Below are 12,011 nucleotides of genomic sequence, written 5' to 3'. Positions count from 1 at the left end.
TTGAGCGCCACATCCCTGTATAGAAGTGGCTGTTAAGACCTAAGGTTGCGCCAACAGCAGCCCCAGATCAGCCTGTTCAAAATAATGGCCATGATTATCAGGGTCGCCACTGAAACGTTTGAGGGCGGCGCGGCCGGCGTTGCTGTGGGCCAGAGCCGCCACCCAGCGCCCTTCGATGGGCACCGGGGTGAAGTACACCAGCTTGGCCAGTTCCTGATGCACCTGGTTTAGCAACATGCTGCCGCTGTTGGCGGCGTTTTCTACCCTGAGCTCAATGGCCAGCAACTGGCCTTGCAGCTCGGCCCATAAATCAAGATGCCAGCGCTGGCGCGGCGCCGGGTAGCAAAGCTGGCGCTCGACACTGGCGCCTTGCTCGCAAAGCAATAGCGCCAACTCCACTTGCAGCCAGATCTCCGCGCCGGCGCCGCTACTGATGGCACAGGCAATGCGCTCGCTGCTGGCCAGAATAAGCGCCGCCAGCGTGCTGGGTGCCAACAAACCGGCTTGCCACTGCATGGGCCCTCCTTTTTAGTGGCAGGTTTTGTTTTGGCCGGCCTGTTCTTTGAGCTTGCTAAAGGCGTCCATGGCGTCGGACACCACAGGGCGGCTGCTGGCACTAAGGCCAATATTGGCGCCGCAGCGCTGGCAGGCAAAGCGCGCCCCTTGCAGCAAGGTGGTGGTTTCCATGGCGATGGCGCCACCGCATTGGGGGCAGGGAATGGTGGTTTTCATAACGTGCTCCTTAAAAAGGCCCGGCAGCCAAAGCGCCGGGCCGGGCTATCAGCTGGCTTTGGCTGGGGCAGAATTGCCCAGGGTGACGGGGCTGATGCTGTTGGTGAAGGCCTGGATGATGGTGGTGACCCCCTGTGGCAGCTGGAGCTGGCCGGCGTGCACGCTGACGGTGTACTTGGCGCTGTTGCTCTTTTGGTAGCTGTTGGAGGAGGACGACTCGCTTTTGCTGTCGTGGCTAACGCTGCCATTCACTTCCACCGAGAACCAGCCGCTACCCATCTTGGCTGCGAACGAGCCTTCCTGGTGGCTGGCTTCGCTACTGGACTCAGACGACTCGGCGCTGTAGCTGGATTTCACTTCCATCTCGAAATCCACTTGCACATTGTCGACCCCCAGGGCGTTAAGGGGGATCAAGGTCAGCAGCGGCAGGTCAAAGCGGGTGGTGACGTTGGTAATGTTGGCGCTAGTACTGCCGTTCTCGCCCACGTTCTGGCCAATCACCCCACGGGTGATCTCCATGGTGACCATGATCGGGGTCAGGGTGTCGTTGGCTTTGCCATCGGCGTCAGCCTCGGACTTACTGGTAAAACAGGTGTCGAGCATGAATTTGGTCTGAGTCATCGCCATCATGCTGTTGGCCTGGGCGGCGGCGTTTAACGGGCCGCCAATCAATGAACGCATCGGCAGGCCGGTAAATTGCTGGGCCATGGACACCAGCTCGGGGCCTGTGCTGACAGGATCTGCCATGATAAATCTCCTTATCTGTGGTTGCAGTCAATTGCACGTACTGGGGCGGTCACCTATCCGGGGATCTGTGCCCGCAGTGCTCGTTCATACCCCTCGATCAGCATCTTGAGGCCATCGGGCGAGGTATCTTCGCCAAGCTCGATCTCCAGCTCGGCAACATGGGTGGGGGTGTCGTTGTCAGCGCCAAAAAGACCGCGGCGGCCCTTGGGTGAGGGAAAGGCCAGCTGCATCTCGTTTTTGTCGTTGAGGTTCACTTCCAGGCGGGTTTTAAAGCGCACCTTTTGCACCCGGGCGTTGCCCATGGGCACCAGGGTTAGGATGGGAATGTCCACCGGCACGGTTTCAACGCCATTGGGGCCTTCTTGGGGAAACAGCATGCTGACCGTTTTGGGCCGGTAATGGGCGCGGGTGGGCTGGGCTTCACCGTCAACGGCTTTGACCCGGGTGTCCGGGGCTTCGACTTGCTCAAAAAAGCGCTCAAAGAGTTGCTGCTGCCGGTCTTGCAGGGCCTGGTTGGCCGAGTGCACGCTGGTATGTACCACCGCCACTAACGATTCGAGGTTGATCATCCCTTGCCCCTTGCTGGCTGTCCTGACCATTGATAGGGGAAAAGTCTAAGGATGCGGCACAAGGCGAGCCATCACCCGACCGGGTGAAAGGCCTCACCCGGCCGGGTGAGAGATAACGCAACACACTGAAATAAAAGGAATTAACACTCACCCGCCGGAGCGGGCACGGCGCCAGGGCGGCGCCACTTGGCAGGTAGCTTAGGCGTATTTGGTGAGCAGGCGGCGAATCTCGCTCATGCGCTCGGCGTTGTCAGCCGCGCCGTTATCCAGCACGTTGCCCTCAATCACGCAGGCCATCATTTCGAAAAAGGCTTTATCCAAGGCTTTACGTGAAGCGGTGAGCTGCTGCATCACCTTCTCACAATCGGCTTCTTCGCGGATAAGCTTTTGCACGCCGCGAACCTGCCCCTCTACCCGGGCCAGGCGCTTGAGCATTTTGTCTTGTTGTTCCGGTGTCGGTTGCATGCCGGTTTCCTTCATTGCGATGCTGGCCATGATCCCGCCTATTGTGGTGGCTGTCCAGTGCGGCGCAGCAGCGCCGCGTACAAAAGCGGTATCACCAGTAGCGTCAGCACCGTGGACACCGCCATGCCGAAGATAAGGCTCACCGACAGGCCGTTGAAGATGGGGTCATCGAGGATAAAAGTCGCCCCCAGCATGGCGGCAACGGCGGTCAGCACTATCGGTTTGGCCCGCACGCTGGCGGCAAACACCACCGCCTCATCCAGGCTCATCCCTGCCGCCACCTCATGGCGAATGACATCCACCAGCAAAATCGAGTTGCGAACAATAATGCCCGCCAGGGCAATCATGCCGATCATCGAGGTGGCGGTGAATTGGGCGCCAAGGAGCGCGTGGCCCGGCATGATGCCAATCAGGGTAAGGGGGATGGGCGCCATGATCACCAGCGGCGTGGCGTAGCTGCCAAAGTGCCCCACAACCAAGAGATAAATCAGCAGCAGCCCCACAGCGTAGGCGAGCCCCATGTCGCGAAAGGTCTCAAAGGTAATTTGCCATTCGCCGTCCCATTTGACGGCGGCGCCGGTCCAGATGTCTGGCTGGTGGGTAAAGTTTTGCGGCAAGGTGAGCTTGCCAGCGGCGGCAAACAGGCCATAAAGGGGGCTGTCGAGCTTGCCGGCCATGTCCGCCGTGACGTACACCACCGGGCGCAGATCCTTGTGATAACGGGGCTGGGCAAAGGGCAGGGTTTGGCGCTCAATCAGCTCGCCAACCGGCACGCTGACCCCTTGGCTACTGGTGACGGTGATGTTCATCAGGTTGGCCAGCTGCCCCTGCCAACTGCCGGGCAGGCGAAGGGTCAGCGCCACCGGCTCGGTTTGGCCGGGTAGCGCCAGATGGCTGACGGTGATGCCGCCGAGCGCCCCCTGCAAGGCCTGGGTAACCGCCTCGGGGCTGACCCCAAGCTGCGCCGCCTTTTGGCGGTTAACCTGCCATAGCTCCTCGCGGGCATCAGCCACCAGGGTGGTATCCAAATCCACAATACCGCGGGTAGCGGCCAGAGCGTGCTGCACAGTGCGGGCCGCCTTGGCGTTATCTGGGCCGTACACCTCAGCCACAATGGGCGCCAATACCGGCGGCCCGGGGGGCACTTCCACCACTTTGAGCACGCCGCCTTGGGTCAAGGGCGTGAGCAATTGGCGAATGGCCAGCGCCAACTGGTGGCTGGAGCGCTGGCGCTGGTGTTTGCCGACCAAGGTGACTTGAATGTCCCCAAGGTTGGGCTGCTGGCGCAGGTAATACTGGCGCACCAGGCCGTTAAAGCCGATGGGCGCGGCGCTGCCGGCGTAGATTTGGGTGGCCACCACCTCGTCTATGGCATCGAGCTTTTTGGCCATGGCCAGCAGCACGGCATTGGTGCGCTCAAGGCTGGTGCCCTCGGGCATGTCCAGCACCAGCTTGAGCTCGGATTTATTGTCAAAGGGCAGCATTTTTAAGACCACCGCTTCCACGGCCGCCAGCCCCAACGCCAAGGCGATAAGGCCAATCAGCCCAAAGCCCAGCAGGTAGCGGTTGCGGCGCCGGGCCAAAAAAGGCGCCATCAGCCAGGTAAAAAAGCGCTGGGCGCGAGGCGGCTGCTCGGGGGGGGCCTTGCTGTCTTTCAAGAGATGCCGGGCCAGCCAGGGCGTTACGGTCAAAGCAATAAGCAGCGACAACCCCATGCCCAAGGAGGCGTTGATGGGAATGGGGCTCATGTAAGGCCCCATCAGCCCCGACACAAAGGCCATGGGCAGCAGCGCGGCGATCACCGTAAAAGTGGCAAGGATGGTGGGGCCGCCCACTTCGTCCACGGCGCCGGGTATGGCGCTTTTAAGGCTTTTGCCCAGCCCCAGGTGGCGGTGGATGTTCTCTACCACCACGATGGCGTCGTCCACCAAAATGCCGATGGAAAAAATCAGCGCAAACAGCGACACCCGGTTGAGGGTAAAACCCCAGGCCCAGGAGGCAAACAAGGTGACTGCCAAGGTCAGCACCACAGCGCTACCCACCACCAGCGCCTCGCGCCTTCCTAAGGCAAACAGCACCAGCGCCACCACCGACAAAGTAGCAAAAATAAGCTTATGAATGAGGGTATTGGCCTTGTCGTTGGCGGTCTGGCCGTAGTTGCGGCTCACCTCCACCTTAAGCCCCGGCGGCAGCCACTGGGCTGTTAGGGTAGCAAGCCGGGCCAACACCGCTTGGGAGACGCTCACCGCGTTCTCGCCAGCCTTTTTGGTGATGGCAAGGGTCAGGGCCGGTACCGCCCCTTGGCCCTTATCGCGGGTCCACACATAGCGGCTGGGCACCGATGGCCCCTGGTGGATATCGGCAAGCTGCGACAAGCGCACCGGCTTGCCGCCACGCACCGCCACCACCAGGTTATTAAGGGTATCGGAGTCATTGATAAAACTGCCGGCCTGCACCGGTATCAAGAGCCCCTCCCCCAGGCGATAACCGGCCTGGGCGCTGGGGTTTTGGGCGGCAATGGCGCGGCTGAGGCTGGCCACATCCACCCCCAGGCGGCTCATGGCGCCGGGCTTTAAGGTCAGCTCAACCTGCTCAGGCTCGGCGCCGATAATGCGCACCTGGCGCACCCCCGGCACGTTTTGTAGCGGCCCTTTGAGGGTATCGGCAAGGGATTTGAGATTGCCCTCGCCGCTTAAGGTCAGGGCCAAAATGGGCACATCGTCTATGCCGCGAATGTTAATCAGAGGCTGGCCATAAGCGCTGCTACCTTGCCAGGATGCCATGGCATCAAAAAGCTCGGTCTGGGCCTTGGCCCTGGGCACACCCACTTTGAACTGCACCGTTACCAGCGCTTGGCCGGGGCGGGACTGGGAATAGAGATGGTCGATACCGCTCATGCGCGCCAGGTGCTGCTCAAGGGGCGTTGCCAACTCGCTCTCTACCGCACCTGCCCTGGCGCCAGGATAGGCCACTTGCACATCGGCCATGGTGACATCGATTTGCGGCTCTTCTTCTCGCGGCGTGATGGCCGCCGCCAACAGCCCCAGCAGCAAGCCAAAGAGCGCCAGCAGCGGCGTCAGCCGTGAGCGCTCGCCCCAGGCCGCCAGGCGCCCGGCGATGCCAAGCTTAGCCATGGACTATCACCTCGCCGCCGGCAAGGCCACTAAGTACCTCGACTTCCTCACCAAAGGTGCTACCCAGGCGCACCGCCCGCCAGCTGCCGTCTTGCATTTTTACCAGGGTCAGCTCCCCTTGCTGCACGATGAAATCTTTGGGTACCAGCAGGCCCTGGTGCTCCCCCACCTTGACGCTGACCGCCAGCCACTGGCCGGGCAGCGCCTGGGTATCGGCCGCCAGCATCAAACGTAGCCGCACTGTGCCAGAGTGGCTGTCGGCGGTGGGGAAAAACAGCAGCGCTGTGGGCGCCTTACCAGCCACCCTGGCCCAGCCAAATTGGCGGGCGCTCGCCGCCAGTTGCTGGGGCAGCTCCACATGCACCCGTAAAGTAGTGGGATCAAAGCCGCTCATCAGCGCTGTACCCGGCTGCACCAGCTCTCCTGGCTCCACCAGCCGGGCACTGACCACACCGCCGTAAGGCGCGCGGATGGCGGTATAAGAGAGCTGCTCGCTGGCGGTGGCCGCCGCCGCTTTAGCGGCTTTTACCGCAGCATCGGCGTTGTCGCGAGCGCTGCGGGCACGGTCAAGGTCGGCCTTGGGCAGCAGCTTGCGGGCAACAAGGCTACTGACGCGCTGCCAATCGCGCTCGGCCTGCACCTGGGTGGCAAGGCTTGCCGCCAGGTTGGCATTGGCTCTGTCGAAAGCCTGAGACTGCTCGATGCTGTTGATGCGGACAATAACGTCGCCAGCCACCACGGTGTCGCCCACGTCCACCCGCACCTCGGCAACCCGGCCCGAGGTCTGGGCCGAGACGGTGGCGCTGTTACGCGCTTCTACCAGCCCCTGCAATTGCAGCAGCTCCGGCAAAGGCTGCTCGGTCAGCGTCAGGGTTTGGGTCTGGGCAAAGGCCGGCAACGCCATGGCCAGCAGCAACAGGTAGCGCAGCATGGTGGCTCCTTAAAAGGCCTGCCCGGCCTTGACCCCGAGCTTTTTAAGCACCATGGCCAAGGGGCAGAAGCCGGTAAAGGACGCTTGTAGCAGATTGGCCCCCACAAAGGCGGTTAGCCACAGCCAATAGGGACTGACCAGCCAGGCCAGCAGCAGGCTTACCAGCACCATGGCACCGGCAAAACGCAGCACCAGTTTGTCGATGTTCATCATTCACCTCCACAAAGGGCCTGGCGCACCGCGCCTTCGAGCATGGTCAGGCCGCCTCGGCGCCCCTGGGCCAGGGCGCTGTCCAAGGACTCCCCTTCGCAGTGATAGGCCATGGCCGCCAACATACCCCCCGCCCTATTGGCAGTGCCGCAGTGCAGCAGCACCGGCTTGGGCGCTTCGGCCAGCAAGGCCCGAAGCGCCTGGCAATTGTCGGCGTTCATATCCTTGGGGCCGGCGATAGGCAGATGGTGATAGCCCAGGCCAAGACCCGTCGCCACGCGTTGCTCGTCAAAGGACTGCTCGCTAGCCAAGGTCAGGTTGATAACGGTTTTAACGCCCTGCTCGGCGCACAGCGCCAGCTCCTCGGCCGAGGGCTGACCAGCGCAGAACAGGCCGTCTTGATACAGATGACAAGCTGAAACAGGTAAAGACATGGCACACCTCCTTATACCCCCAAGGGTATTAAGAGAGAATGGAAAGATCAATATACCCCAAGGGGTATAAATGCTAAGTAGGTAAAATAAGGCGTTTTTTTGTTGCTTATTGGCAAAATGCCAACAACACTCAAAGCCATACAGGATGTATCACGGCAATTTTGCAGCGTCAGGGAACGGCACTCATGGCCCCAAGTACCACCCGCGTTTTACCCCCACTCGTGACCTTTTTTGCCCCCCTTAGGGGGCGGCCATGATGAACGCTGCCTTGCCCTTGGAGCCTGCCGCCTATTTTGATGTGGTGGTGATTGGCGGCGGCCCGGCCGGCACGGCAGCGGCCCTGACCTTACTTAAGCAGCAGGCGCTGTCGGTACTGGTGCTGGAGCGGGGTGATTACCAGCAAGAAAAGGTGGCCGAAGCCATTTCAGCCGGCATCTGCGATCTGCTGCAATACCTGGGAGTGTGGGAGCCCCTTTGCCAGCAACAGCCCTTGAGCCTTTGGGGCCAGCAAAGCGCCTGGGGCCACCCTTGGCTCGATGACGACGCGCCGCATTTTGGCCAGCTCGGCCACAGCTGGCATATCAACCGGCGGGCCTTTGATTTGCTGATGGCAGAGCAGGTCAAGGCAAGTGGTGGCCAGGTCTCGACCCGCAGCCAGTTGCGCCAGGCCCATCGCACCACCAATGGCTGGCAATTGCAGGTAACGGACAAGGACAACCGCGACAGCGCCATCGCTTGTCGCTACCTGATAGACGCTGCCGGGCGCACCTCGCCTTGGTCGCTACTGGCCGGCGCCAACAGGGTGCGCTACGACAATCTGCTAAGCCTCTCCAACTGGCTGCCCAAACACCCTGACGCTGATGACACAGCGCGGGTGGAGAGCAATGAGTGGGGCTGGTGGAGCGCGGTGCCCCAAAGTGACGGACGCACCGTGGTGTCCTTGATGAGTGACATGGAGCTGGTGAGAAAGCATCGGCTCGCCTCCCCTCAGGGCTGGTTTGCCCTGCTGGCCCAAAGCCGCCATATCGCAGCGCAGGTAGAGCGCCCGCCGATACTGCCCACGCCTCGGGCCAAACCGGCCTTTTCGGCGCTGCTGCGCCCGGCCATGGACGCTCCCATAGTGGCGGCCGGTGACGCCGCCGCCGCCCACGATCCAGTGGCTGAAAGCGGCCTTAGCCATGCCCTTTGCACCGGGGTGCAGGCCGCCAGGGCGGTGGTGGAAAGCTTGGGAGGGTCAGAGAAATTCTTATGCGCCTATCACGACAGCCTGGCCCGGGAGTTTAGCCATTACCTTCGCAGCCACGGCCAGCTTTATCAGGCCGAGCAGCGCTGGGCCGGCGCCGATTTCTGGCGCTTTCGCACCACTCAGCCTTCCTTAAGCCCCGGCACTATTGTTTCCAGCGCCCAAAGCCCAGCCAAAGCCTCCATCTTCGTGTCGGGCATAGTGGCCCGGCGCTTGTTGGAGCTGGCCAAGGTGCCCAAACCGGCAGCGCGGATTGTTGCCGGCCTTCGCGAAGAAATGCCCGACCTGCCGGTTGAGCGCATCCTGCTGGCCATGGAAGAGCTGCTGCTGGTAGGCCGTTAGCTTCGAATAAGCCGAAGCGGCGTGCGCCTAAGGAGCGGCCAGAGCCGCAACAGGGCTGGCAGCGCCACGCCGATAGCGCCGCCCACCAGGGCCGATACCGCCAGTAGCCAATGCAGGTTCACCGGTAGCTCCAGCACCTGGGTTTGCAGCAGATAAAGGCTGAGCTGGCTGGTCAGCCCCGCCATCAGCCCAGCCAGGGCCCCGAGCAGCAAGAACTCTATTCCCAAAGCGCGAAACAGGGTTTTATCCGAGGCGCCAAGGGTGCGCAGCACGCCAAGGTCGCGGCGCCGCTCATCCAGGCTCGCCTGCACCGCCGCCAGCAATACCAACAACGATGCCGCCACCACCAGCACCCAGACAAATTGTAGCGCCAGCGCCACCTGGCCGATAAGGCTTCGGATCTGGCTAAGAATGGCATCCACGTCAATCAGGGTCAGGGTGGGATGGCCGCGCAGCAGCTCGGCAAGCTGCGGCCGGTACTGGCTGTCCAAGTGGAAGCTGGCAATATAACTAGCCGGGAAGTCCTTAAGCACCGCCGGGCTGAAGATCATGAAAAAGTTAGGCTGCATGGACTGCCAGTCCACCTTGCGGATACTGGTGACCTTGGCCGAGAAATTGTCGGCCCCCAGCCGAAAGGTGACGCTGTCGCCGAGTTTGAGGTTAAGGCGCTTGGCCACCCCAGACTCCACCGATACCTCACCCTGGGCGTCATCTTCGGGCCACCACTTGCCCTCGATGAGGGTATTTTGGGGTGGCAGGCTCTGGCGCCAGGTGAGGTTGAGTTCCCGGTCGATACCCACCCGGCCGCCACGGGCGTTGTCGTCGCCCTCGGCGCCGGGCTCGCTTGTTTCTTCGCCGTTGATGGCCACCAAACGTGCCCGCACCACGGGGTAGAGATCGGACGATTGGGTGCCGTACTGGCCAAGAAAGCTTTCAACATCTTGCACTTCCTGGGGCGCCACGTTCACCACAAAGTAGTTGGGAGCGTCTTCTGGCAGGCTTTTTTGCCAATCGGCTAATAAGTCGGTCTTGATAAGCTGCACCAATATCATCAGCATCAGCGCCAGGGTAAAGCTACCCAGCTGCACCAAGGTGGCGCCCCGGCGCCGCTCAAGGCCCGCCACCGCCAGGCGCCAGGCGCCGCCCAGATGCCGGGTGCGGCCCAGCAGTTTTAAAAGCACCATGCTGACTATCGCCACCGCCACCACCGCTACCCCAACCCCGGCCGCCACCGCCAGGGTGAGTTTGAGGTCACGGGTGAACAGCCCCACCGCCGCAAAGAGCGCCACTAAAACCAGCAGATAATGGCCCCGGCCCTGCCCTTGCTGGCCGGCCCCTTCGCGCCACACATGGATGGGCGGCACCTTTAACAGGCGCCAAAGCGGCCAGGCGGCAAACGCCAGGGTGCAGATGCTGCCCACCGCCAGCCCCAGCCAAAGCGGCTCCCAGGTGGCGGGCGGCAGCTCTTTGGGCAGCATTTCGCCGTATTGGGCGATAAGCACTTTTACAAGGCCAAGGCCCACCCCCAGGCCCAGCAGCGAGCCGGTGCCCAGCACCAGCAGCAGTTGGCCGGCAAAAAGCGCTACCACTTGGCGGCGCGAGCCCCCCAGGGCCTTGATAAGGGCCACGGTGTCGATATGCGAGTCGCAAAAACGCCGCGCCGCCACACCGATGGCCACCGCCGCCAACAACACCCCCATCAGGCTTGAGAGCAGCAAGAACCGATCGGCCCGTTTCAGGGCCACGCTGATGGGCGAGTTGGCCCGGCTGATATCGGTAAATTCGGCGCTGGGAGGCAGCTCGCCGTCAAAGCTCGCTTCAAAGTCTTTAAGGGCCTTGGGAGAGCCGGTAAAGAGCCAGCGCCAGCTGACCCTGGAGCCCGGCTGGATAATGCGGGTCGCGGCAAGGTCTGCCTGGTTCATCAGCGCCGGCGGCGCGGCGGCAAAGACGTTAAGGCCCACGTCTGGCGCCTCAATCAAAAAGCGGGTCAGTTTGAGGCTCGCATAGCCCACCTCGATGCTATCGCCCCGTTTGACCCCAAGGGCCTGGGCCAGCCGTGGGTCAAGCCAAATGGCGCCGGGAGCCGGGCCGCCCCTTGCCATCTGCGTCGCCCCGGTGAGGCTGTCGGCCACTTTCACCTCGCCTCGTAGCGGGTAGTGGTTGTCGACGGCATAAACGGCGCCTAGCTGCATGGCGTCATCGTGAATAAGCATGGTGGAAAAGCGGGTCTGGCGGCTTTGGGTAAGACCGCTTTGCTCTACTTTGGCGCTAAGGGCCTTAGGTAACGGCTGGCTGTAACGCAGCACCAAGTCGGCCGCCAAAAAGCTTGAGCCCTTGCGGTTAAAGGCCTGGCTCAGCACCTCGGAAAACCTTGCCAGCGACACCACCGATGCCACCGCCAGCAAGATGGCAAACAACATGATCAGCACATCGGCCCGCTTCAGCTCCCGCCAGAAAAAGCGGCCAATCAGCTCAGGCCGCATCATCCTGCACCTCCAGGCGGCCGTCTTTGAGGCTCAGCACCCGTTGGCAGCGCCGGGCCAGCACCGGGTCGTGGGTTACCAGAATGAGGGTGGTGCCAAAATCGCGGTTAAGGGCAAACAACAGGTCTGCCACGTGCTCGCCGGTGTGGGTGTCGAGGTTGCCGGTGGGCTCGTCGGCAAAAAGCAGCGCCGGGTTGGTGATAAAGGCGCGGGCAATGGCCACCCGCTGCTGCTCGCCGCCGGAAAGCTGCGCCGGGAAATGCCCCAGCCGTTTACCCAGCCCCACCCTTTCTAACAGCTCGCTGGCCCTGGCGCGGGCGTCGCGGTCGCCTTTGAGCTCGGCGGGCATCATGACGTTTTCAAGGGCGGTCAGGCTTGGAATAAGCAAAAACTGCTGGAACACAAACCCCAGCTCACTGGCGCGAAGGGCGGCAAGCTCATCTTCACTGAGCTTGGCCATGTCTTTACCCGAGAGGCTCACCGAGCCAATGCTCGGCTGGTCCAACCCCGCCAAGAGCCCAAGCAGCGTAGATTTACCGGAGCCGGAGGCGCCCATGATGGCAAGCGTCTGGCCTGCCTCGACCCTAAGCTCAACGCCGCTCAAGATCTCAAGGGCGGAGCCGTCGGCACTGACAACGGACTTGGCCAACTGGCGCACTTCAATTACGGCATTACTCATGGGGGCATCCTGTGGGGCAGCATCTGTTTGACCTTACCTGCC

Annotated in this window: 12 protein-coding genes; 1 reads left to right on the top strand and 11 read right to left on the bottom strand. The window is 62.1% G+C overall.

Annotation, left to right across the window (positions count from 1 at the left end):
- Positions 1–39 precede the first annotated feature (39 nt).
- The 9 genes from AC22G1_RS07105 to AC22G1_RS07065 all read right to left on the bottom strand — a co-directional run bounded on the left by AC22G1_RS07105 (position 40) and on the right by AC22G1_RS07065 (position 7,222).
- Complete coding sequence (locus AC22G1_RS07105) at positions 40–516, bottom strand: hypothetical protein (protein WP_487316136.1); 477 nt, start codon at positions 514–516, stop codon at positions 40–42.
- 12 nt (positions 517–528) lie between these two features.
- On the bottom strand, positions 529–732 hold the full coding sequence (locus AC22G1_RS07100; RefSeq protein ID WP_487316135.1) for a hypothetical protein: 204 nt from the start codon (positions 730–732) through the stop codon (positions 529–531).
- 48 nt (positions 733–780) lie between these two features.
- Positions 781–1,479 (bottom strand): DUF2589 domain-containing protein, encoded by a 699-nt coding sequence (locus AC22G1_RS07095; RefSeq protein WP_487316134.1) that lies wholly within the window; start codon positions 1,477–1,479, stop codon positions 781–783.
- 53 nt (positions 1,480–1,532) lie between these two features.
- Positions 1,533–2,048: a DUF2589 domain-containing protein gene (locus AC22G1_RS07090; protein WP_487316133.1), complete on the bottom strand. Its 516-nt coding sequence runs from the start codon at positions 2,046–2,048 to the stop codon at positions 1,533–1,535.
- Between the two features lie 198 nt (positions 2,049–2,246).
- The gene (locus tag AC22G1_RS07085; protein WP_487316132.1) at positions 2,247–2,543 is read right to left on the bottom strand and encodes a metal-sensing transcriptional repressor; all 297 of its coding nucleotides are present in this window, start codon (positions 2,541–2,543) and stop codon (positions 2,247–2,249) included.
- A gap of 8 nt (positions 2,544–2,551) precedes the next feature.
- Positions 2,552–5,647 (bottom strand): efflux RND transporter permease subunit, encoded by a 3,096-nt coding sequence (locus AC22G1_RS07080; protein WP_487316131.1) that lies wholly within the window; start codon positions 5,645–5,647, stop codon positions 2,552–2,554.
- Entirely contained in the window at positions 5,640–6,578 is a 939-nt protein-coding gene (locus AC22G1_RS07075) for an efflux RND transporter periplasmic adaptor subunit (protein WP_487316130.1), read from the bottom strand. The genes AC22G1_RS07080 and AC22G1_RS07075 overlap by 8 nt, the downstream gene beginning before the upstream one ends.
- Before the next feature lie 9 nt (positions 6,579–6,587).
- Positions 6,588–6,788: a YgaP family membrane protein gene (locus tag AC22G1_RS07070; protein WP_487316129.1), complete on the bottom strand. Its 201-nt coding sequence runs from the start codon at positions 6,786–6,788 to the stop codon at positions 6,588–6,590.
- Positions 6,788–7,222 (bottom strand): protein tyrosine phosphatase family protein, encoded by a 435-nt coding sequence (locus AC22G1_RS07065; RefSeq protein WP_487316128.1) that lies wholly within the window; start codon positions 7,220–7,222, stop codon positions 6,788–6,790. Before AC22G1_RS07065 ends, AC22G1_RS07070 begins: the two co-directional genes overlap by 1 nt.
- Before the next feature lie 253 nt (positions 7,223–7,475).
- Between AC22G1_RS07065 and AC22G1_RS07060 the strand changes: the two genes are divergently transcribed.
- Positions 7,476–8,807 carry an NAD(P)/FAD-dependent oxidoreductase gene (locus tag AC22G1_RS07060; protein WP_487316127.1) on the top strand — a complete coding sequence of 444 codons (1,332 nt, stop codon included), beginning with the start codon at positions 7,476–7,478 and terminating at the stop codon, positions 8,805–8,807.
- Here AC22G1_RS07060 and AC22G1_RS07055 read toward each other — a convergent pair.
- Positions 8,804–11,293 (bottom strand): ABC transporter permease, encoded by a 2,490-nt coding sequence (locus AC22G1_RS07055; RefSeq protein ID WP_487316126.1) that lies wholly within the window; start codon positions 11,291–11,293, stop codon positions 8,804–8,806. The two genes, AC22G1_RS07060 and AC22G1_RS07055, sit on opposite strands and share 4 nt — an antisense overlap.
- Positions 11,280–11,969 carry an ABC transporter ATP-binding protein gene (locus tag AC22G1_RS07050; RefSeq protein WP_487316125.1) on the bottom strand — a complete coding sequence of 230 codons (690 nt, stop codon included), beginning with the start codon at positions 11,967–11,969 and terminating at the stop codon, positions 11,280–11,282. Before AC22G1_RS07050 ends, AC22G1_RS07055 begins: the two co-directional genes overlap by 14 nt.
- Between the last annotated feature and the right edge of the window lie 42 nt (positions 11,970–12,011).

The organism is Gallaecimonas zhanjiangensis, from assembly GCF_057624825.1.
This window is presented reverse-complemented; position numbering and strand designations above follow the sequence as displayed.